The organism is Cryobacterium sp. CG_9.6 (assembly GCF_029893365.1).
GTDB lineage: Bacteria > Actinomycetota > Actinomycetes > Actinomycetales > Microbacteriaceae > Cryobacterium.
On record NZ_JARXUZ010000001.1, the window covers coordinates 143,848 to 164,932 of the forward strand.

Genomic DNA, 21,085 nt, shown 5'->3' on the forward strand with positions numbered 1-21,085 from the left:
GAAATTTGTTACCAACTACCTGGACTGGCGCTACCATAAAGCGCTACTCGCCACAGCACCAGCCCTGGAACCTGTGATCAACTATTCACGGATCCATCCTTGAGGCGCTAAAAACGTTCTAACCACTTTTGCGGGCGTCCCGGCCACAACCGTATTTGGTTGGACGTCTCTGGTCACGACCGCGCCGGCGGCCACAACCGAATTTTCACCAATGGTTACTCCGGGAGAGATTATTGAAAGTCGACCGAGCCAAGCATTCCTGCAAATAGTGATTGGGGCTGAAACCACCTGTTCACCCGGGGCGACCCGATGGTAATTAGTGTCCTGAATTGTCACGAGATCGGCAATCTTGACGTTGTCACCAATGGTTACTGTCGTCATTGCTGCAATGCTCACACCTTGATTCAGGAACACGTTTTCACCAATATCTAAGGTCCCACCCGGACCGACCGCAATCCCAACGCGGAATCGTTGTCCTTGGGCTTGGAACCCCGACCCAACAAGCAGCGTGCCCCTATTTCTTATTTGCGGGAGCAGACCGTCAAGGCGTGGTAGACCTCTCACCCGAGCTCGAGCTGTACGCAGAACGATTAACGCCCTGACAATATTCAAGAGACTAGCGAGCACGCGACACTTCCGCCCAACCGGAGACAGAGAACCGATTATGCGTGCTCTTGCCATTTCTAGAGATCACGGAAATTTACCGCAGCCAGCACGCGTGCCTCGTGCACACCTGAATTGATCATCGCTACCGTCTCGGTTCGACTGATTTCCAGCTCACGCAGCCGAATTTCGACGATGTTGGCGAAACCCGTCACTGGGTCGACGCAGAATCTGGGCGTACCGACCAATTCCATCAAACCAAGAACCTTCCCCTGTGTCGCCAGAACAATGGAAGGGACCCCCATACTTAGGCCGAGGATGGACAAGTGCATTCGGCCTGTGACGACAACGTCTGCTTTAGCCACGAGAGCCTTGACTTCAGTCGGAGTGAGCAATCGCTCTACGTAATCAATGTTCGAGTATGTAGGGCCACTCGACCTAAAGGCCTCGATCACGGAAATGTCCGTCGAAACATGAGGAAGCAGTAGTATTTCATACCCGAGCCCTCGGAGGACTTCGACTATGAGGCCATATTCTTCAGTCTGATCAAATGTCGCCTGGATCAGACCACTCATGTTGAGAATGGCGACACGTTTCCCCGCTTCGATCCACCCTTGAAGGCGTTCGTCGTGCACATTCGGTTTTGAGGTTCCTGAATGCAAAAAGACGACGTCGGCAGCCTCTTCCACCTTCACACCATTGGCCTGCAATCGAGCTCGTGAATGCGGATCGCGAGCGAAAGCAACGACTCCGCTGCGTGTTGCCCGGCGCGCAGCAACCTGAACCTGACGGTCTACGTCGTTTTTCCAGCTAAACCCAAGTACGCGGGTCTGAATGCCAGCCTTGGCCGCCGCGGAAGCCAAGCTCCACTCGAGTACCGACGGCCGTCGTCCGTACCCGCCATCCATAACATCAGCGCCAACAATAGATAGGGAGCGAGCGCCGCGAAGAACGCGAGCGAACGCAACGATGTTAAAAAGACGGCTCACGCCCCGTCCATAGACGAGCCGTGGGAGCACAACGAGTTTGATCCTCGCCCGCTCAAATTCCTCCGGAACTTCGAAAGCATCCACACTGCGAACTATTACTCGTACAGGTCCGTCGACGTTGCCTAGGAAACTTTCGAACATAGCTTGGTCGCCAATATTTCCACCTCCTGTGGAATTAATAAGTACGTGCGCGCCCAAGTTTTGGCCTTTGTCCCGCGAGCGGGAATGCCATCCAACAACGAGACAATCAAGTTTGGAAGTCAGAGCGAGGCTGAAGCGACTGTCTAGAGCGCGTGTGAGGGCGGCTTTAACCCTGGAGTTCAAAGGTGCTCTAGTTGGGATCGGACGCGTAGATTTCGCGGATATCAAATTTTTATTCCCATCATGCCGGTGGTGGAGATGACCATCACAGCTTTCGTCGAACTGTTTGGGCTGCGGCTGCAGCCAACTGCAGAAGTTCCATTCTCAAAGGTCGGTAAGCCAGCGTTAGCCCAAGTCCAAGGATTGCTCCGATGAAGTTGATCGCGAACTGGAGGACGGTGTGGTTTACGGGCATAAGCGCCCCGAATGCAAGGCCGCACGAGGCCACTGTCACGGCTAGACCGATTCCCCTGAGGACTATAGGCGTCGTTTGTCTCACCGGGAAATCACTGATGCGACTTAGCCAAAACAATGAAACGGGCCAAGAAACTACAAGGCCAAGGGAATAGCCAGCCGCGACGCCGAGCGGACCCCAACTGCTTCCCACCGCGACGCAGAGAATCACAAAAGTTTTTGTGACGAGGTTATATCGGAGAAGCGATTTCGTGAGAGCGCGAGCAAGAAAGACCCAATACCCTGCAAAGGTCACCACTTGGAAGAGCGCACCGATGCTCAACAGCTGAAGGATTGGCGCGGATTGCACCCAAGCGGCCCCCAGAAGTAGTCGAACAAATGGGTACGCCGTCGCGACCAGAAGTCCGAAGAATAGAGCTGCACTATAGCTAAGTATCAGTTGTATACGAATGATCGCCCGAACGAACACGTCCTTGGACTCAACTCGAGATAGAAGTGGAAGCACAACGTTTGAAAGAGGGGCCAAAAGCTGCACGACCGGCAATGTAATGATCTGGAATGCTCGACTATAGAGGCCGAGGGCCGAGGCACCCGACCGAGCACCGAGGATGATGCTGTCAATGTTGTAGCTTATGTAACCGACGATTTGGGCCCAGCCCAGATTCCACCCGTACTGAAGAAATGACTTAATTTCTGTTCTACGCGACGGCAGGCTGGGAATCCATCTGGCAGATGCAACCCGGAGAATGCAGAGTGTGGCTGCTATCCCCAGTTGTAACCCAACTAGTGCCCAATATCCCCCTCCAAGAAGCGCAAGAATCACGGCAACGGCCAAGCCTGCGACCTGCGACGCCACATCTGTGGCGGCTACGGCTAAAAATCGGTGATTCCGTATGAGCTCGACTTGAAATTGCGTCTGAACGCCATTCAGGATGAACGTCATCGAGATCGCAAGAATGACGTTAACCAGTCGAGGATCGCCATAAAGCGACGCGATTAGATTGGCTGCCGCACAGCTAGCCCCTGCGAGAAAAAGGCCAAGCAGTGAGTTAATCCAGAAAAGGTTGGATTTCTGTGCGTGACTTACCGATTTTGCTTGCACGGCCGCTGATGAAAGACCGAAATCTCGAAAAAGCTCCCCCACTCCGACGATGGCCATAACCATTGCTAGAAGGCCGAAGTCCGAGGGCGACAGCAGGCGTCCAAGAACAACTAGATTCACGAGGAGCAGGCCTAGCTTGATGACCTGCCCTGTAACCACTGCCGTGCCACCTCGAGTAGCAGCAGCCGACAAGCTCACAGGCAAATCTCCGACAGTGCAACAGACAAGAGATTTACCGGGTCAAGCTGATTGAGCCATATTGCGTTCCCCACGAAACATGCCCTGCAGACGCTCAATCTAGAATTCCCCTACCCCTTTGGGACTGCGAAGTAGCGAAGCTAAGGCCTGCGCGGCCATGCCCTTGTTCAACAAGTCAATATCGACTATAGCGTCCGTGAGTATCGTTTACGCGGCAGTGTTGCCGAGCGACCGTAGCAACCAATCTCGTGCAAAAGGTACGCTTCGAGGCACGAAGCGTCTCTAACATCCGGCTCGACAATCATGTCAGCTGCTTCGCTGTACCGTGCTTTTAGCGATTAAATGGGGCGCCGTGAAGATGACATTCCCCAGTCCCGTCGTTTGGTTTCTGGATTATTGTGACGACGACATCACCTAGCTGGCTGGCTGGCTGGCTGGCTGGCTGGCTGGCTGGCTGGCTGGCTGGCTGGCTGGCTGGCTGGCTGAAGAGGATAAATCCGCCGCCCATCCGTCCGAGGGAATGTGGCTTGGACGGCGTAATGGCTGCGTTTCATTTCGTGACACACTCGAAGACTCTTATTGAGCACAGTGGCTTTGCAGTGAATATGAAGATCACCGGGCTCAAGAGTGCCTTGAGCGTGAGTTGATCTGTCATTGGGCAATAGTTCGGTCGCTTGACCTATTTGAAGTGATCCTCCGACGGCTGCCAACATGGTCGGCGCGGCTTCCAGCCACAACGGCCAATCAATTCATCCCTGAGCTCAAAACTGGGGAGATGCCGTTAGGGTCACCATCCCGTTATCTCCACATCATGACGGGTCTATGGTGTTGGCACCATTCACTCGACTGGCTCAGGAGGTATTCAGGTGCCACGAAGAATCGTCCTACGCTGGATTCATGCCCTAGGAGAAAAAGGCCAAAATCGCTGCCTTCAGTGTCAGCGCACCATAACGGGGGCTCTCGTGAATCGCTGGTGTTCTGCGGAGTGCGAGGACTACTGGGTCCAAGACTGTGCATAAGTATCACCGGGCTGGTAGCGAAGGAACACGAGTCTCTCCCTAAACGACTTCCACGGAAGTTCTCGGAACGAGCACACGTAGAAACCTCAACCGGACCCACCTCCTCAAACGAAGTTTTTTGAAAGAATCGAGTGGAGGGCGGTGGCCATAAACATTCAAAGACCATTGAAATTCGGAGCGCTCCCACTTCCAACTGGCAATCTCGTGAGAGCGGATAGATTGAACGATCGGTTCACGTCAGGTCAGCTCGGGTTCATAGATTAGCGTTTGATCTGTGAGTGATTCAGTAGGGGACCGTGCTGCGGGCGCGAAGAGGCCAACAAATATCGGTAACACTAGCGGTGGGGGAAACGATGTGGGTAGTACCCCAGCTCGGCGAGGGGTGAAAAAACGTCGCAACCGCCGCGTGTGGACTGGCGCGTCCGTGGCCGTGGGCGCGGTTCTCGTGCTCGGAGCAGCTGGCGGCTGGGTAGGCGCCAAGGCTCTCTCCGTGAAAACAGAGTTAGAGACAGCACAGGGGCTCGTCGGCACGCTCAAGACGGACGCAGCAGCCATGGACTTCGTGAAACTCGGCGAGACGTCGACTGACCTATCCGCCGCCACGAGCAAAGCCGTTGCCGAAGCCCACGACCCACTGTGGCGGGCGGCCGAAGTTATTCCTATTGCAGGAGCGAACCTCACCGCCGTGCGCCAGATGGCCGAAGCCATTGATCTCGTGGCGCAGGATGCCGTGGGGCCAGTGGCGACCGTGGCTTCGAGCTTGAGTGCCGCGTCACTGAAACCCGTTGACGGAAAGATTGATCTCGCACCGATCGTGGCGCTGAACACCGCCCTCGCGACAGCGAGCACCGCGCTTGACTCGGCCGCGGCATCCGTGGCTGCCATCGAACTAGGCGGCACCATTGACCAAGTGAACGCGGCCGGCACCCAGCTTTCCACCATGTTGGACAGCGCAGCGACCACCGTGAGCGACGTGAGCACGTTCACCTCGGTGGCCCCCGAGATGCTCGGAGTCTCTGGACCGCGCACCTACATTCTGATCTTTCAGAACCTCGCCGAAACCACTGCGCTGGGCGGAACAGCGGCGGCGCTCACCGAGGTGACGGTGAACGATGGTGCCATCAGTATTGCGCGCCAGGCCTCGAGTCAGGACTTCGCGTGGCGTGACGGAGCACCGGTCATTGCGGAAAATCCCACGCTATCGGCCCTGTTTGGACCGTTGATGTACACGCGGCTGAACCTCGCCACCAGCAGGCCCGACTTTCCCACGGCGGCAGAGATTACGCAGGCGTTCTGGCAAAACGACATGGGCGGAACGGTTGACGGGGTCATCTCGATCGACCCGGCTGCCCTGGCACACATGCTCGGGGCCACCGGCCCGGTGACCATGACGACAGGCGATGTGCTCACCGAGGACAACGCCGTGTCGCTGTTGCTGAACGAGATCTACTTTCGCTACCAGGGCAGGGATGGCCCCGATCAGACCGACGCGTTCTTTGCCGAGGCCGCGAAGACCATGTTCGACGCGGTAACGAACTCCACCGCCGACCCGCAGGTGATGCTGAAGGCCGTGGCTCAGGGTGTGGAGGAGCACCGCATCATGGCCTGGAGCTCGCACCCGGAGGAACAGGCAATTCTTGCCGGCACACCGATCGCGGGTATCTTGCCGACCAGCAACGATGAGGCCACCACCACCGGGGTGTTTTTTCGAGACATGTCCGAGTCGAAGATGGACTACTACCTTGAGACCAGTGCCCAGCTGAGCACCGATTCGTGCACCGCAGAGAACCCCACCTTTAGCACGAGAGTGAACCTGCACTCCACCGTTACGCCGGCTATCGCCGCGACGCTGCCGAGATATGTGGCCAGCGGCGCGTGGAAGGCCGAGCAGTTCCGCACCGAAATCTTCGTCTACGGTCCTCCCGGAACCACGTTCGAGTCGTCGGCCGTTGAGGCCTCCGGCGGCGCGGAGCTCGAGACCACAACCGACGACCTGGGGCGCCCCGTGGCGCGGTTCTCGGTGATGCTCACTCCCGGACAGACCAGCGCAGTCACGGCCACGTTCACCGGCGCGGCCGGCCCCTATGCCACTCCCGTGCTGCAGACAACCCCCATGTTGAACCCCACCGTGGTGACGGTGGACGCCCCGGGTTGTACGCCCCAGAAGTAGCCGGAGCGGGCTGTGATCGAGCCTTTGTGATCTAGCCGATGGTGAGGGCCGCGTAGCCGAGGCCACCAGCGGCGATCACAGCCACCGCGAGAAGCACGTACTGCAGTGCTTTGGTGCTGCGACCACGACGTAGCAGCGCTTTGTGGCCCATCTGTTCGGGCCGGATTCTAGTCATACATTTCATTGTATCGCCTCATAAGCAGGCGAACGAAGACGGTGTTCGGGGGTACGCACCTGCCAGCGAAACACCACCTCGGTACAAGTAGATTATGAGGAACGGCACGACCGAGTCGCGCCAGGCAAAGAGGAGCGATATGACGGTAGTTATTGCAGGATGCGGCGACCTGGGCACCGAGGTTGGGTTGCGGTTCGCCGCCCTCGGTCACAACATTCTGGGGCTGCGCCGAAACGCCGATGTGCTTCCCGACAGCTTCACCGGGCAGTCCGTAGACCTCTCCCTCGAGAAGCCCGCGCTGCCCGCCGACACGGAATTCGTGGTGGTGGCCATTGCCGCCGGCAACCCCACCCCCGAGGTGTACCGGGCGGCCTACGTTGACGGCCTGCGCAACCTGCTCAACGCCCTCGACGGCATCACGCCCCGCCGGGTGCTGCTCGTGTCCTCCACCGCCGTATACGACGTGCACGACGGCAGCTGGGTGAACGAAGAGACCCCCGCCACCCCGAGTGCGGGAAACGACACCATTTTGCTGGAAGCCGAGCAGATGTTGCACGCACGCTTTCCCGACGCCACCGTTCTGCGCCTCTCGGGAATCTACGGTCCCGGTCGGGAACGACTCATTGCGCAGGTGCGCGACGGCAAGGCCCGGGTATCCACGGCGTCGAGGCACACGAACCGCATCCACCGCGACGATGCGGCCGGCGCGATCATGCATCTGCTCACCCGCGACGAGGCACCGGCTCCCCTGTACCTGGGCGTCGATAACGCTCCCGTGCTCATGAACGAGGTGGTCACGTTCTTGGCCGAGGAGCTGGGCCTGCCCGAACCGGAGCGTGACGACACCCCGAACCCCAGCAAGCGGGGCGGCGACAAGCGCCTGAGCAACCAGCTGCTGCGCGACACGGGCTTCGCGTTCACGTATCCCACCTATCGAGAGGGCTACCGCGCGCTCCTCAATGGTGACGGAGTACGACACCCCTGACTTGGGGGTCTAACTGCCCACATAGATGGGCTGTTGAGAGTGCGCAATTGGCGATGAGATACCCCTGAAAAAGGAGCCCCCTGACCCCGATTTCGCTCCACCCAAGAAACCCGACCAATCCGAGTTGACTGGATCTCCGAATAGATAGCAAGCCACGGGTTAGCCGTGAAATCTACAGGAGGTAATCGACATGACTCAATCACCCAACCGTCTCATCGCAACCATTTTTGGTGCGGTCTATCTGCTCGTTGGACTTCTCGGCTTCGCCTACACCGGAGGCGTAAGCCTTGTCGCAACATCAGGTGGACTGATTCTCGGCATCTTTGAGGTCAACCCGCTGCACAATATTGCCCACCTTCTCATTGGTGCCGCCCTTCTCATCGCCGGACTCTCCAGCGTCTCGGCCGCGAAGGCGACCAACACCACAATCGGTGCGGTTTACCTGCTGCTGGGTATTGTCGGTTTCTTCCTGGTGGGTACCGGCCTCAACATCCTGGCTCTCAACACGGCCGACCACTTCTTGCACCTCGCGAGCGCTATCGTTCTGCTCGGCGCCGGTCTGGCCGCCGATAAGTCCGTGCGTTCAGCCACCGCGTAGCTGAACCTCGCCGACACTGGAAGGGAGCCCCCATGACCCCGGCTATCCGCATCTTGCTTGCCTTCTCGGCCCTCGGGGCCGGGCTCATCCACCTGGCCATTGGCGCCGGAGCTCCCTTCCCCTTGTCGGTCCTGCTCGTGGGGTTCGGTGTCGCCGAACTCGGCTGGGCCGTGGCCACGCTGGCGACCGGGCGCATTATTTGGCCGCGCATCACCCTGGGCGGCGCGCTCATTCCGGTGGCTGTGTGGGCGGTCACGGTCGCGCTCGGCAGTGGCCTGGGCGTGACCGCGGCGGACACCGGACTTCCGCTCTATCCCATGCTTGTTGCCTCGCTGTTCAACGTGTTCCTCGCCGTGGCACTCACCGTCATTGGCCGTCAGCGTGCGAACCCGGCGAAAACCGCAGGCACCACGGAGACCGCGACACCGGCCAAGCCGGCCGGGTGGAAATTTGCCACCGCGCTGGTTGTGGGCGGCCTCGTCTTCTCAGGTCTCACCACACCGGCACTAGCCGGAACGAACGCCGGCCTCTACGCGGTACCCCACGGTTCCCACTCGGTCCCGGGGCTCGAGAGCCTCAACGGCGGCGGTCACGCCGGTCACTAGTGCACGCGCTACGACGTGAGTCCGGGCGCCTCACTCGGTTGCACGTTCATGAACCGTTGCACGTTCTCGTCCACAATGATGTCGCTCGGCCGCAGCGGCCGCGTGAGGTACAACCCCGCGAGGCTCGTGAGGCGACTGAGCGCCACATAGGTCTGTCCGGGGCTGAACACCCGGGACCCGAGGTCCACAATCGCCCGCTCATACGTGGCACCCTGGGACTTGTGAATGGTTACGGCCCAGGCCAGCCGCAGCGGAAACTGCGTAAACTCGGCCACCACATCTTTGCTGAGCTTCTTCGTGGCCGCGTTGTAGGTGTACTTGTACTTCTCCCACACCACGGGCTCCACCTCGTGCGTCTGCCCGTCAATGTCCACGAACACCGTGGAATCCACCTTGGTGACGGTGCCAATCGTGCCGTTCACCCAGCGCGGTCCGCCGTCCAGCGGTGAGTCATTGCGTAGAAACATCACCTGCGCGCCCACCTTGAGCTCCAGCACCTCGTCGGCAGGGAACGTGCGCCCGCCAAAGTCGCCCACGACATCCGCTTTGGCGGTGAGCGATTTACCCGACAGGCGCTTGAGAGCGGATGCGTTGATGCGGTTCACCGAGTCGTTGCGCGTGGCGAGGGTGATCACGCCCTCCGTGGGAGGTGTGCGGCCCCCGGCGGCGTTGAGCGCACCACCGATGGCGGGGGTGACCTGCCCGTGTCGCACGGCGTTGAGCATCAGCTTAAAGTCGGAGTCACTCTGGCGGTGAATCTCGGTGAGTTCGAAGATGCGCAGATCGGCGTCCTGCCAGATCTTGGCATCGAAGAACCACATGGAGCGGTAGTGGTCGGCAAAGTACGCGCGCTCCTCGGGGCCACCCGGCACCGGAGCCAGCTGGTACGGGTCGCCAAAGAGCACAATCTGCACGCCGCCAAACGTGTCGTGCGGACGATGCCGAGCCTGGCGCAGGCTGCGGTCAATGGCATCCATCAGATCGGCGTTCACCATGGAGACCTCGTCGATGACGAGGGTGTCGATGGTGTTGAGCAGCTTGCGCACCTGATCGTTTTGATCAATGGGGCTGTCGGCAATCACGCCGATCGGCAGTCGAAACAGGGAGTGCAGAGTCTGTCCGCCCACGTTCAGCGCAGCGACGCCGGTGGGCGCGGCAATGACAATTTGCTTGCTCGTGTTCCAGGACAGGTGGTTGAGCAGCGTCGACTTTCCCGTGCCGGCGCGGCCGGTGACGAACACGTTCTGGCGGGTGCCCTCGATGGCCGCGAAAACGGCGGCCTGCTCGCGGGACAGTGGGATCTCAGACACACACGTACTTTCGCTAGATCCCGCGCGCACCACCAGCGGTGGTATCAACGGGACATTCCACTGTAACTGTCCGGCAGGGTAGTCACGACTGCCACCGTAGGATATTGGAGTGACCCACGCCGACCAGAAGCAGCGCAGCGCCATGCTGCGCGCCGTCCTGGCCACAGCCCTCATCGCCGCCCTCCTGGTGGGTGCCCTCGTGGCCACCATCACGGCACTGAACACAAACGTCTATAGCGCCGGCGGTTTTGTGGGTCAGTACCTCAATGCTCTGGAACGAAAAGACACCGTGGGGGCGCTGTCACTCGGCGGCGTGCGGCCCCGCGCGGCTCAACTCGAGGCGGCGGGGTTGCCAAGCGATCTGCCCACAACGCTGCTGCGGGCATCCGCTCTGGGAGATCTGACCAACGTCACACTCACGAGCGATGTTGAGGTGCAGCCCGGCAAACACACCGTGGTCTACGATTTTGACCTCAACGGCCAGCCGTCCAGCATGCGGTTCTCCGTGGAAAGCACGGGCACATTCGGGGGCGTCTTCTCCAGCTGGCGCTTCGCCACGAGCCCCGTCGCTGCACTGGCCGTGGAGGTACAGCACGAGTCGATCTTCACCGTGAACGGCCTCACCCTCGACACCCGGGCGCACGCCGAAGCGGATGCCCCGGCCTCGTTCACGAATGCCGCCACCTACCTCGCCTTCGCGCCGTCGGTGTACACGTTTCGGCACGACACCACGCTGCTGAACGCGGCAGCGGTGCCCGTGCCCGTGACCAAGACGGGCGTCATCGATGTGGTGGTGGACGCGGTTCCGAACGCGGTCTTCGTGGATCAGGTTCAGGTTGAACTGAACGAATTTTTGGATGCACAGTGCATCACTCAGACGGTGCTGCAACCCACCGGATGCCGGTTTGGCATGGACATCGACAACCGGGTGCTCAGTGCGCCCACCTGGACGATGGCCGCCTACCCGGAGGTGACGCTCACCCCCGGCGAGACGTCATTCGAGATGCCGCAGACCGAGGGCCTGGCGCACCTCGTGGTGGAGGTGCAGTCACTCTTCGATGGCAGCATCGAGACGCGCGACGAAGACGTGCCGTTCACCATGGGCCTCAGTGTGGCCATTCAGCCGAGCGGCGCCCTGGCCATTCAGCTGCGCTAACGCTTCCGCTCCTAATCCCGCTCAGACGTTTCGGTGCGGGCCGGGCTACCGATCCTGGGCGGCCATGCGAGCGAGCTTGGCGTTGTAGTCGGTGAGTTCCGCTTCGTGCGTGCGATCGGCATTACGGTCGAGACGCTTGGTCTCTTTCTCGTCGCTGCGGCTCCACTGAACGGCCACCACGATCGCCAGCGCAATCGTGGGCAGCTCGCCGATTCCCCAGGCGTATCCGCCACCCATCTGCTGATCAGCGATAGCGCTCAGCCCCCAGGTGCGACCCATGGCGCCGAACCAGTCGGCGAGGAGCAGACCGGAACCCATCATGAGTGCCACGCCGAAGAAGGCGTGGAAGACCATGGTGCCGATGAGCAGCAGCAGCCGGAACGCATACGGCAGGCGGAAGGGCACCGGATCGATGCCGATGAGCGATTGCACAAACAGGTAGCCGGTGATCAGGAAGTGCACGATCATCCACTGGTGGCCCAGGTGCTCGGTTGTGGCCCAGCTGAAGATGGGCGTGTAATAGAAAACCCAGAGGGAGCCCACAAAGAGGGCGGCCGCCACGAAGGGGTTCGCGATGGTACTCGCAAATTTGGAGTGCACGGTGATGAGAATCCACTCGCGGGACCCCCGGCTGCCGTCCTTGCGCTTGGCAATAGCACGCGCGGCGAGAGTGACGGGTGCGCCCGGAACCAGAAGCACGGGAACGAGCATGGTCAGCATCATGTGCATGATCATGTGCGTGGAGAAGAGGTACTCCTGATACACGCTCAGGCCACCACTGGTGAGATAGAAGAGGATAACGAGCCCGCTCACCCACAGCAGGGTGCGGTACAGGGGCCACTTGTCGCCGCGGCGGTGCAAGCGCCGCACGCCCGCGATGTAGAAGAAGATGGCGAACGCGCAGAACAGCATCCACAGCAGGTCAAAGTTCCACTCGGTGAAATACCGGCTGAAGGTAAGTTCCGGCGGCAGCGGCTCACCCGTGAGAATCTGCGCGGGCGTGGACGCAGCCACGTCCGCGAGTACGGTCTGCGAAATGGGGGTGGCCGTGCGGGCGAGCGCCGCGGCAACACCGAAGGCCAGGCCCATGAAGCCCAGCTCGGCCACAACGAGCCACCAGAACCAGCGGCGCCCGTGTTCGGCGCTGGCGTTGAGGCGTCCAATGAAGAAGCGCCGGTGCAGAATGCCGAACATGCCCAGCACGATCAGAGCGGACACCTTCACGAGCACCAGAATGCCGTAGGGCGTGAAGAGGTTGTCCCACGTGCCCACGCGCAGTTCCGCGCTCACATAACCAGATGACGCCACGACAATGAATGACACCAGGGCCAGTGTGGAATACCGCCCGAGCACCTCGCCGAGGCGGTCCTTGACGAGGTGATTGCGCAGCACAATGATGGTGAGCAGTCCGCCCAGCCAGATGGCCGCAAACACGAGGTGCAGGCCGAGGGCGGTGATGGCCGCGTTGTGCCCGGAGGCGCCGGCTGAGTGGCCCTGCTGCGCCATGGGGAGCAGCGACAGCAGTGCCAGACCGAACACGAACACGAGAGCCGTCTGGTTGCGCACGGCAAAGCACAGCACGGTCACCAGGGCGGCGATCAGGGTTGTGGCCAGCCACGCCTGACCCAGATCGATCTGACCGAAGAATTGGCCCACCGTGGCACTGAAACGATCATCAAGACTGATCGGCACGTTCGTGACCTGCAGAAAGGTGAAGAAGGCGGTGACGGCCGATGCCACGGCGAAGACCGCAGCGGATGCCGCGGCAAAGTCGAGCGCAATGCCGAACTCGCGCTCCTTCGGGCTGAGAGCGAAGATTGCGAGCAGGAGTGCCCCGATCGCGCCGGCGGCCGAGATGTTCACCAGCAGCTTCGAGATGGGCAGGCCCCACCGCACCACCGGGCCCGGGTCGGCGATCAACTGCGCCGCTGATCCCCCACCAAAATCGAGGGCAACAAGGGTGGACAGGAGCGCCACCAGCAGCAGGGCTGACGGACCGAGAACGCGGGCAAGACGAGGCACCTCATCAGCTTAACCGTCCCACCCGTGACCCAGCCGAACGTGTGCCGAGTGGCACGCAAAAGGGCGCCGACCAAAGTCGACGCCCCGTAATACCAGTGAGCGAAAGCTACTTGGCGGCAGCCTTGAGCTTGCTACCAGCGGTCAGCTTGACGCGGTGGCCGGCAGCGATGGCGATCTCTTCGCCGGTCTGCGGGTTACGGCCGGTGCGAGCGGCGGTGGCGGTGCGCTCGACGCCCAACCATCCCGGGATGGTGACCTTGCCGTCAGCGGCAACGGTCTCAGCAAGGGTTGCGAAGAATGCGTTCAGAACGCCGTCAACTGCAGCCTGGCTCTGTCCGGAGTCAGCGGCAACCTTGGCAACGAGCTCGGTCTTGTTCAGCGACTTGTCAGCCATTGAGTGTCCTCCTCGGACCTACGTCTGTAAAAACAGCGATATTCGTAAGCGGATGCAACTGGTAAAAGTTGACCCGTTGGTCGGTTCGACCGAGTTGAAATCTAGCAGAGATCCGCGAGATTCCGCGGATTTACGCCTGTTTCCGGCGGTTTCAGGGCACTTTCACCCTCTGAAACGCCCTATTTTCGCTCTGGGCGAAAACCCAGGGCGGCGCGTGGAACACAAAAAAACGGGATGCCGACCGAAGTCGACATCCCGTTTGAATGCGTCAGTGGCCGCTACAGCGACCGCCAGCAGGAGTTACCAGCTGGACTTGGTGATGCCGGGCAGCTCGCCGCGGTGCGCCATGTCGCGGAAACGTACGCGCGAGATGCCGAACTTGGAGAGGTGGCCACGGGGACGACCGTCAACGGCGTCGCGGTTGCGCAGGCGCACCGGGCTCGCGTTGCGCGGAAGCTTCTGCAGGCCCTTGCGTGCCTCTTCGCGAGACTCGTCGGTGCCGGCCGGGTCCACGAGGGCCTTCTTGAGCTCAAGGCGCTTCGCGGCGTAGCGCTCGACGATAACCTTGCGCTGGTTGTTCTTGGCAATCATGCTCTTCTTCGCCATTTTTAGCGCTCCTCACGGAAGCCAACGTGCTTACGCACTACGGGATCGTACTTCTTGAGTACGAGACGGTCGGGGTCGTTACGACGGTTCTTCTTGGTTACGTAGGTGTAACCGGTTCCAGCCGTCGAACGCAGCTTGATGATCGGACGGACGTCATGTGCCTTGGCCATTAGATCTTCACCCCACGAGCGAGAACGTCCTTGACGACGCGCTCGATACCACGAGCATCAATAACCTTGATGCCCTTTGCTGACAGGGTCAGCGTTACATTACGACGAAGCGACGGCACGTAGTACGTCTTCTTCTGAACGTTCGGGTCGAAGCGACGCTTGGTGCGTCGGTGCGAGTGCGAAATGTTGTGTCCGAAGCCAGGAACAGCTCCGGTCACCTGGCATACAGATGCCATGGTTTCCTCCATTACCGAAAGGCGAATGCCTTTCCCAAGATTCCTTGTCGGCGGGCAGCCACGTGTGGCAAGTTCCCGCAATGCACGCACAGAGGCGTAGCAGTCTTCAACGATACGGGGTTTGACGCCCGACCGCAAACCCACGCTTTAGTCAGCGGATGCCGCGGCAGCAGCGCTCGTGCAGCGCTCGCACAGCCCAAACACGTCAACCACGTGCGCCGCAGCGCTGAACCCATGCTCGGACGCCACGTTCTTCGCCCACGTTTCTACGGCATCCGCTTCAATTTCAACGGTGAGGCCACAGTTACGGCAAATGAGGTGGTGATGGTGGTCGTTGGTGCTGCACGCGCGGTACAGGCTTTCGCCGTCGGGCGACTGCAGGGAATCGGCGCTGCCCTCGGTGGCGAGGTCGGCGAGTGCGCGGTACACCGTGGCGAGGCCGATGGGTGAACCCGTGGCGTGCAGGGTGGAGTGGAGGCCCTGTGCGCTCACAAAGCCCTCGCTCGCGTCGAGGGCGCCGCGCACAGCCTCGCGCTGCCAGGTGTTTCGCTTCATGTCTTTAACCGTACCGACATCTGACCCAGTCGCCCCACCCGGCTGACCCCCAGGGCGAGCACAAAGAAGCCCGCCGCGGTGAGAGCGATGGCGGGTCCCGCGGCCAGATCGAACCAGCGGGAGAGCAGCACACCGATCACACCCGACGCCGCGCCCAGCACCGGGGCAATCACAAAGATGTGCGTCGTGGTGTGCGAGAGCAGGCGGGCGGCCGCTGCCGGGGCCGCAATGAGGGCAATGGCCAAAATTGCGCCCACCGCGGGCATGGCGGTGACGACCGTGGCCGTGATGAGGGTGAGGGTGAGCAGCTCAATGGGCCACTCGCGATACCCGGCCGCACGGTAGCCATTCACGTCAAAGGTGCTGAAGAGAATCTGCTTGCCCAGCACGATGATCACCACGAGCGCCACGAGCAGCACACTGGAGGCGAGCACGATGTCGCTCGTGGTCACGGTGAGGATCGAGCCCACGAGAAAGGAGTCCACGCGCACGGGGAGCGAGGGGTTCAGTGATTGCAGCAGCACGCCGAGCGCGAAGCCGGCGGTGAGCAGAATGCCGGAGGCCACCTGGCTGCCCTGACGTCGAACCCGACCGATGAGCGTCATCAGGCCCACAATCAGCACGCTGGCCACCGCCGCCCCCAGCGGGATGCTCACCCCCAGAAGCGTGGCGCCCACCGCTCCGGGGAACGTGGCGTGGGTGAGTGCCTGAGCAAAAAAGGTGCGCCGGCGCAGCACCACCAGGGTGCCCACGAGGCCGCTGAGGGCGCCGATCACCACACTGGCAAGTAGCGCCTGTTCGAAGTAGCCCATTAGCGCCGCACCCCAACCGGCCAGCGGCCAGCAAACCGGTCAATGGCCAGCCGGGCCACGAGTGCCACGGCGTAACCGGCCACGAGCAGCAACACCACGGTGGCGCCACTCGGCAGGTCGATGCCCGCATTAACGGATGCCTCGAATCCGATGGCGAGACCGAACCAGGCTGCGAGCACGGCAAAGCCGGCCGCAATGGGAAAGAGCAGCCAGAGCCGGTTGGTGACGAGCCGAGCGAAGGCGCCGGGCACGATCAGCACGGCCAGAACCAGGAGGTTCCCCACAGCGTTGCTGGCCGCCACCACCACGAGCGCAATGGCCACGTTGAGCACAATGTCCAGCACGAGCGGGCGATACCCGGCGGCCGCGCTGCCGGAGTGGTCGAAGGCGCGAAAGACCTGTTGCCGAAGCGTGACACCCACGAGCAGGAGGGCGATACCGCAAATGACGGTGGCCTGCAGCACCTCGGTCGCGCTCACCGTGAGCAGACGGCCGAAGAGCAGTTGCTCCAGCTGGCCCACATAGTTGGTCTGCCGAGACACCACGATGACGCCCACGCTGAACATGGCCGTGAAGACCACGGCGATGGCGGCATCCGAGCTCACGGCCCGCCGCACAATGAGCGTGAGCACAACCGCCGCGACGAGCGCCGACAGCATGGCACCGAGGAAGAGCCCCTCACGCCCACCCCACACGAATCCCACGGCAATGCCGGGGAAAACAGCGTGGGTGAGGCCGTCGCTGATGAACTCCAGCCCGCGCAGGTTGACGAGCACGCCCACGAGTCCGGCCACGAGGCTCAGCACCGCGAGCACCAGCAGCGCCCGCGACATGAAGGGCAGCGCGAAGGCGTCAAAGAGCGGGCCGGTGAGATCCATTCAGTGACCGCCGTGGCCGGGTAGCACCACGGTGTGCTCGTCCATTTCGATACCCACATCATGGAAGGCGCGCTGAACGTTCTCGAGAGTGAGTACCGCGTCGCGCGCACCGAACGCCACCTGGGTGCCGTTCAGAAGCAGCACCGATTCACACACCGCGCGAGCCAGCTCCAGGTCGTGGGTGGAGACCAGCACGGCCACACCATCGGCCTTCAGCCGGCGCACGGTGTCAATCAGGGCATCCCGGTTCTGCTGATCGAGGCCGTTGAACGGTTCATCGAGCAGCAACAGCCGGGGACCGGATGCCACGGCACGCGCCAGCAGGCCGCGTTGCTGCTGACCGCCCGAGAGCTCACCGAAACGGGTCTTGGCCCGGTCGCTGAGGCCAACGGCCTCAAGGGCAGCGGCCACCGCGCGCCTGTCGGCCTTGCCGGGCAACCGGAACCAGCCGAGCGAACGGTAACGGCCCATCATCACGACCTGAGCGAGCGTGATCGGAAATTGCGGGTCAAGCTGATCGGTCTGTGGCACGTAACCGACCGATCCGGCCGGGGCATGGGCGGCACCGAGCACCTCCACGGTTCCCGCGGTGCGCTGAATGAGACCGAGAATTCCCTTGAGCAGGGTGGACTTGCCCGACCCATTGGGCCCGATGAGTGCCACGGCCTCACCCGGTAGAACCTGAAAGTTCATGTCGGTGAGTGCGGGTGCCGGGCCGTACGCGAAAGACGCCCCCGCCACACGAAGCGCGGCGGGAGCGGTCAGCAATTCTTGAGAAGGGTTCTCGATCACGTGTTAACTATTGCAGGTCGGCGGGCAGCGCAGTGGGCGTAACGCCCCACGACTCAAGAATCAGTGTCGTGTTGTGTACCTGAGCCTTGAGGTAGCTCTCGCCGGCGCCGCCCACAGGACCGAGGGAATCCACGTACAGAGCATCATCACCGGAGTAGACCGCAACGTTCGCTTCGGTCGCAATGGTGTCGGCCGTCTTAGCGTTGAGGGAGGCCTCGGAGAACACAGCCTGTACGCCGGTTGCCTGAATGGCGCTCACCAGCGTGTCGATGGCTGCGGCGCTCGGCTCGGCGTTGTCGTCGAAGCTTGGGATAACAGCGCCCACATACGTGATGCCGTAGGCGGCTGTGTAGTAGCCGAGGGCGTCGTGATTGCTCACGAGCAGTCGTTCGGCGGCGGGCACGGCCTCAACGTTGGTGCGAATCCACGTCTCCAGGTCGGCCAACTGGGCCGTGTAGGCCGCCGTGTTGTCCGCGAAGGCCGCGACGTTTGCCGCGCTCGCGGTGTCGGCCTCGGCGAGGCCCTCTTCGATGGTTTTCACGATCGTTTCGGCGTTGCGCACGTCGGTCCAGATGTGCGGGTCACCCTCGGCATGCTCGTCGTGCTCCTCGGCGGTTTCACCGGCGTGGTCGTCCTCGGTCTCGGCCGCGTGCTCCTCCTCCGTTTCATCGGCGTGGTCGGCTTCAACCTCACTGCCGAGCACGGTGATGTCGTGGCTCGCATCGATGGTGACCCCGTCAAAACCGGAGGCGTCAATCGCATCCGCGAGCCACTCTTCGAGGCCCACACCGTTGATCACGAGCACATCAGCCGTACCCAAGGCGGTGAGGTCGGCGGCCGACGGGTCGTAGCTGTGGGCGCTCTGGTTGGGCTGGATCAACTGGGTGAGGCTCACGTCAGCGGCATCGCCGACAACGGCACGGGTAAAGTCCGCGACCTGCGTGGTGGTGGCCACAACCTTGAGTGCGGAATCCGACGAGGCCGTGCTCGGAGTCGCGGCGCACCCCGAGAGGGCCAGGGCCGCTGAAGCGATCAGCACGGGAACGGCGAAGTATCTTGTCTGCATGCTTCGACGGTACCGTTGTTGATAATGATTGTCAAAACCATTATCGATAGGGTGGACTGGTCGCTTGGTGCAGGTCACTGGTAGGTCACCAGGTCCGGCGTCGGCACGACGCCCTGCATGGTCTGCTCCGGGGTGAGCATGGGTTGATCCTCGTCGATAAAGTTCTTCCACCCCCAGGCCACGCCGGGTGGGGCATCCGCTTGCAAAGTGGCCCAGGTGGCCTGCTTGTCGGGCTGCCCACCGAGACCGTCCACGTGAATGAGCAGGGCCAGCTCCGGGTGGGTGAGGTCGAGGGCCGCGCGATTCTGAATCATGCTCCCGCGAAACTGGTGCAGCACCAGCAGCTTCTGCGGCAGGGCATTCTCGCTCGTGAGCGCGGCCAGCCAGCTGACAACGGCATTAATCTCGGCAATGTCCACGCGTCCAATCTGCGCGAGATGGCGTTGATCCGGGCCCAGCCGCCACTCCGGGTCGAGCGCCAGCCCCACGTAGGGCAGGGTGAGGAGGTCTGCGTACTGCTGCGCCTGGGTGAGAAAGTCGGTGCGACCGGGCTGCAGGTCGAGCACGACGTACACTCCGGCGGCTCCAGCCGCTTCCACCCAGGGGCGCAGCTGTTCTGCCGGAATCTCACTGGAATAGTTGCCGTCGGCCCCGGGTCCGGCAGACGCCACCGTGGCGATGATCTCGTGCATGGCAATCACGGGTCGATCGCTGAGCGGCTGGTAGTCCGCTGCCAGCTGCTGCGCGCGCGCAATAGCCTCGACCACGCCCTGCTCCCCCAGTACGCCGAGCGCCGACGTGCCCGGCGTGCCGTAGAGAGCCACGAAGCGCCTGCTCGGAAACAGCACCTGACCCCCGCCTGGAAGCTGGGTACCCGTGGCGGCCGCGCGCACCTTGTAGTCGAGACCGATCTCGGTGGCGAAGGGTGCGCCGAGCGCCAGCACAGCGGTGGGTGCCACCGAGCCCATCGCGGCCACCACGGCGGACGAGGACTGCGGGTTCGGGGCGTCGTTCGGGAGGAGCGTGACCGACACCCCGGCCGCGCGAGCCGTGGCAACGCCGGCGAGCTGGGCCGGGACATCCGCGGCGAGCAGGAGGCCTCCTGTGAGGGCGGCGGCGCGGGTGACGCGGGGCAGAGCAAAGTCGGGCGTCGAGTCGGTGGGGCCAGGCGCGGGAGAGGAGGTGGCTGCAGGCCGGGACGCCGGCGGAAGATCGAGCAGCACCGGGGCCGCAGGACTGATGACGGAGAGCGCGGTGAGCGCGAGCTGCGGCGACGCGACCCGAACGACGGGAAGCGGCGCGGGCAGCAGGGCATTCACCGCCACGGAGGTCGCCGCAACGGAAAGTCGCGTGCGTGGGGCATCCGCTCCCCATGTGGGACCGGTAGACGCGGACGCGATTGACGTGGGGGTGCTGCCACCGATGTTTACGACGTGGGACACGCGTAGCCGGGTGAGTTCGGCGCTGAGATTGGCTGTGGTGGGCGCACCGAAGGCGGGGGTGAGCAGGAGAGGAACACCGAGATCAATGGCCGCTGATGCTGCGAGGAGCTGGGCGCGGTCGTTGCCCGTCGGCGCGGTGATCACGAGCTCGGACCGATCGAACAGTGCAGCGCTCACGGCGAGGGCGTTTTGCACGGGATCGGTGTCGGCGGCAACGGTGAGGAAGTCGCTGGGGAGTGAGGTCTGCACCTGGAGGACGGTGGGCGGAGTGGCGGAGACCTCGGCCACGCAGGCCGTGAGGGTGACGGTGAGGAGCAGGGCCACAAGGCAGGACGCTCGCCTCACTGACTGCACCACATCGCTCGCCGCCGTTCTGCTGAGGTTCTCTCAGTGTAGGGAGGGGAGGGCAACTGAACAAGGGTCGGCGCCCTCCGCTGGTCGAGCGCGAGGGTCGCGCCCCCCTCTCGCTGGTCGAGCGCGAGCTTGCGAGCAGTCGAGACCCCGTGAGCCGATCTCGAGACTAGGTTGCGAGGTCTCTGTAATGGTTGTAGCTGGTCTGGTTATCAGCTGGCAGGCTGGTCTTGATTCGTGTGGGTTGCGTGACTCTTTTGGTCTCTGACTCTCTTCACGGAGGTGTCTTCGTCTCG

At 62.2% G+C, this 21,085-nt stretch carries 21 protein-coding genes; 5 read left to right on the forward strand and 16 right to left on the reverse strand.

Annotation, left to right across the window (positions count from 1 at the left end):
- Positions 1-81: 81 nt before the first annotated feature.
- The 3 genes from H4V99_RS00645 to H4V99_RS00655 all read right to left on the reverse strand — a co-directional run bounded on the left by H4V99_RS00645 (position 82) and on the right by H4V99_RS00655 (position 3,447).
- Positions 82-396 carry an acyltransferase gene (locus tag H4V99_RS00645; protein ID WP_280674608.1) on the reverse strand — a complete coding sequence of 105 codons (315 nt, stop codon included), beginning with the start codon at positions 394-396 and terminating at the stop codon, positions 82-84.
- Between the two features lie 287 nt (positions 397-683).
- Positions 684-1,676 carry a polysaccharide pyruvyl transferase family protein gene (locus H4V99_RS00650; protein WP_348522345.1) on the reverse strand — a complete coding sequence of 331 codons (993 nt, stop codon included), beginning with the start codon at positions 1,674-1,676 and terminating at the stop codon, positions 684-686.
- 322 nt (positions 1,677-1,998) lie between these two features.
- Positions 1,999-3,447, reverse strand: a complete 1,449-nt coding sequence (locus H4V99_RS00655; protein WP_280674612.1) for a lipopolysaccharide biosynthesis protein — start codon at positions 3,445-3,447, stop codon at positions 1,999-2,001.
- Positions 3,448-4,821: 1,374 nt separating this feature from the next.
- Here H4V99_RS00655 and H4V99_RS00660 point away from each other — a divergent pair.
- Positions 4,822-6,636 (forward strand): DUF4012 domain-containing protein, encoded by a 1,815-nt coding sequence (locus H4V99_RS00660; protein ID WP_280674614.1) that lies wholly within the window; start codon positions 4,822-4,824, stop codon positions 6,634-6,636.
- A gap of 31 nt (positions 6,637-6,667) precedes the next feature.
- Here H4V99_RS00660 and H4V99_RS00665 read toward each other — a convergent pair whose 3' ends face one another.
- The gene (locus H4V99_RS00665) at positions 6,668-6,811 is read right to left on the reverse strand and encodes a hypothetical protein (RefSeq protein ID WP_280674616.1); all 144 of its coding nucleotides are present in this window, start codon (positions 6,809-6,811) and stop codon (positions 6,668-6,670) included.
- 139 nt (positions 6,812-6,950) lie between these two features.
- On the opposite strand from H4V99_RS00665, the gene H4V99_RS00670 reads away from it, so the two are divergent.
- The 3 genes from H4V99_RS00670 to H4V99_RS00680 all read left to right on the forward strand — a co-directional run bounded on the left by H4V99_RS00670 (position 6,951) and on the right by H4V99_RS00680 (position 8,999).
- Positions 6,951-7,796, forward strand: a complete 846-nt coding sequence (locus tag H4V99_RS00670) for an SDR family oxidoreductase (RefSeq protein WP_280674618.1) — start codon at positions 6,951-6,953, stop codon at positions 7,794-7,796.
- Positions 7,797-7,986: 190 nt separating this feature from the next.
- Positions 7,987-8,394, forward strand: coding sequence for a DUF4383 domain-containing protein (locus H4V99_RS00675; protein WP_280674619.1), 408 nt, complete (start codon positions 7,987-7,989; stop codon positions 8,392-8,394).
- Positions 8,395-8,426: 32 nt separating this feature from the next.
- Positions 8,427-8,999 carry a hypothetical protein gene (locus tag H4V99_RS00680; protein WP_280674621.1) on the forward strand — a complete coding sequence of 191 codons (573 nt, stop codon included), beginning with the start codon at positions 8,427-8,429 and terminating at the stop codon, positions 8,997-8,999.
- Between the two features lie 8 nt (positions 9,000-9,007).
- On the opposite strand, the gene H4V99_RS00685 is transcribed toward H4V99_RS00680, so the two are convergent.
- Entirely contained in the window at positions 9,008-10,309 is a 1,302-nt protein-coding gene (locus H4V99_RS00685) for an AAA family ATPase (RefSeq protein ID WP_280674623.1), read from the reverse strand.
- Between the two features lie 109 nt (positions 10,310-10,418).
- Here H4V99_RS00685 and H4V99_RS00690 point away from each other — a divergent pair, with 109 nt between their 5' ends.
- Positions 10,419-11,465: a hypothetical protein gene (locus H4V99_RS00690; RefSeq protein WP_280674625.1), complete on the forward strand. Its 1,047-nt coding sequence runs from the start codon at positions 10,419-10,421 to the stop codon at positions 11,463-11,465.
- Positions 11,466-11,510: 45 nt separating this feature from the next.
- Here the strand turns inward: H4V99_RS00690 and H4V99_RS00695 are convergent, their stop codons facing one another.
- The 11 genes from H4V99_RS00695 to H4V99_RS00745 all read right to left on the reverse strand — a co-directional run bounded on the left by H4V99_RS00695 (position 11,511) and on the right by H4V99_RS00745 (position 20,783).
- Positions 11,511-13,487 carry a cytochrome c oxidase assembly protein gene (locus H4V99_RS00695; RefSeq protein ID WP_280674627.1) on the reverse strand — a complete coding sequence of 659 codons (1,977 nt, stop codon included), beginning with the start codon at positions 13,485-13,487 and terminating at the stop codon, positions 11,511-11,513.
- 106 nt (positions 13,488-13,593) lie between these two features.
- A complete protein-coding gene (locus H4V99_RS00700) occupies positions 13,594-13,881 on the reverse strand; it encodes an HU family DNA-binding protein (protein ID WP_035835256.1) in 288 nt (95 codons plus the stop codon).
- A gap of 300 nt (positions 13,882-14,181) precedes the next feature.
- Positions 14,182-14,487, reverse strand: coding sequence for a 30S ribosomal protein S14 (rpsN, locus tag H4V99_RS00705; RefSeq protein ID WP_035835254.1), 306 nt, complete (start codon positions 14,485-14,487; stop codon positions 14,182-14,184).
- A gap of 2 nt (positions 14,488-14,489) precedes the next feature.
- Positions 14,490-14,657 (reverse strand): 50S ribosomal protein L33, encoded by a 168-nt coding sequence (gene rpmG / locus H4V99_RS00710; RefSeq protein ID WP_280674636.1) that lies wholly within the window; start codon positions 14,655-14,657, stop codon positions 14,490-14,492.
- A complete protein-coding gene (gene rpmB, locus H4V99_RS00715; protein WP_280674638.1) occupies positions 14,657-14,893 on the reverse strand; it encodes a 50S ribosomal protein L28 in 237 nt (78 codons plus the stop codon). Before rpmB ends, rpmG begins: the two co-directional genes overlap by 1 nt.
- A 147-nt stretch (positions 14,894-15,040) precedes the next feature.
- Positions 15,041-15,448, reverse strand: a complete 408-nt coding sequence (locus tag H4V99_RS00720) for a transcriptional repressor (RefSeq protein WP_280674640.1) — start codon at positions 15,446-15,448, stop codon at positions 15,041-15,043.
- A complete protein-coding gene (locus H4V99_RS00725; RefSeq protein WP_280674642.1) occupies positions 15,445-16,260 on the reverse strand; it encodes a metal ABC transporter permease in 816 nt (271 codons plus the stop codon). Before H4V99_RS00725 ends, H4V99_RS00720 begins: the two co-directional genes overlap by 4 nt.
- Positions 16,260-17,138, reverse strand: coding sequence for a metal ABC transporter permease (locus H4V99_RS00730; protein WP_280674644.1), 879 nt, complete (start codon positions 17,136-17,138; stop codon positions 16,260-16,262). The genes H4V99_RS00725 and H4V99_RS00730 overlap by 1 nt, the downstream gene beginning before the upstream one ends.
- Positions 17,139-17,930, reverse strand: coding sequence for a metal ABC transporter ATP-binding protein (locus H4V99_RS00735; RefSeq protein ID WP_280674646.1), 792 nt, complete (start codon positions 17,928-17,930; stop codon positions 17,139-17,141). It abuts the gene before it with no gap.
- Between the two features lie 7 nt (positions 17,931-17,937).
- Positions 17,938-18,996 (reverse strand): metal ABC transporter substrate-binding protein, encoded by a 1,059-nt coding sequence (locus H4V99_RS00740; RefSeq protein WP_280674648.1) that lies wholly within the window; start codon positions 18,994-18,996, stop codon positions 17,938-17,940.
- Positions 18,997-19,070: 74 nt separating this feature from the next.
- Complete coding sequence (locus tag H4V99_RS00745) at positions 19,071-20,783, reverse strand: hypothetical protein (protein WP_280674650.1); 1,713 nt, start codon at positions 20,781-20,783, stop codon at positions 19,071-19,073.
- Between the last annotated feature and the right edge of the window lie 302 nt (positions 20,784-21,085).

What these genes read in the sequence shown, in the direction of transcription:
- H4V99_RS00665 (WP_280674616.1), bottom strand. Translation starts at nt 6,811, where the DNA reads ATGACTAGAATCCGGCCCGAACAGATGGGCCACAAAGCGCTGCTACGT.
- H4V99_RS00670 (WP_280674618.1), top strand. Translation starts at nt 6,951, where the DNA reads ATGACGGTAGTTATTGCAGGATGCGGCGACCTGGGCACCGAGGTTGGG.
- H4V99_RS00675 (WP_280674619.1), top strand. Translation starts at nt 7,987, where the DNA reads ATGACTCAATCACCCAACCGTCTCATCGCAACCATTTTTGGTGCGGTC.
- H4V99_RS00680 (WP_280674621.1), top strand. Translation starts at nt 8,427, where the DNA reads ATGACCCCGGCTATCCGCATCTTGCTTGCCTTCTCGGCCCTCGGGGCC.
- H4V99_RS00700 (WP_035835256.1), bottom strand. Translation starts at nt 13,881, where the DNA reads ATGGCTGACAAGTCGCTGAACAAGACCGAGCTCGTTGCCAAGGTTGCC.
- rpsN (WP_035835254.1), bottom strand. Translation starts at nt 14,487, where the DNA reads ATGGCGAAGAAGAGCATGATTGCCAAGAACAACCAGCGCAAGGTTATC.
- rpmG (WP_280674636.1), bottom strand. Translation starts at nt 14,657, where the DNA reads ATGGCCAAGGCACATGACGTCCGTCCGATCATCAAGCTGCGTTCGACG.
- rpmB (WP_280674638.1), bottom strand. Translation starts at nt 14,893, where the DNA reads ATGGCATCTGTATGCCAGGTGACCGGAGCTGTTCCTGGCTTCGGACAC.
- H4V99_RS00720 (WP_280674640.1), bottom strand. Translation starts at nt 15,448, where the DNA reads ATGAAGCGAAACACCTGGCAGCGCGAGGCTGTGCGCGGCGCCCTCGAC.
- H4V99_RS00725 (WP_280674642.1), bottom strand. Translation starts at nt 16,260, where the DNA reads ATGGGCTACTTCGAACAGGCGCTACTTGCCAGTGTGGTGATCGGCGCC.
- H4V99_RS00730 (WP_280674644.1), bottom strand. Translation starts at nt 17,138, where the DNA reads ATGGATCTCACCGGCCCGCTCTTTGACGCCTTCGCGCTGCCCTTCATG.
- H4V99_RS00740 (WP_280674648.1), bottom strand. Translation starts at nt 18,996, where the DNA reads ATGCAGACAAGATACTTCGCCGTTCCCGTGCTGATCGCTTCAGCGGCC.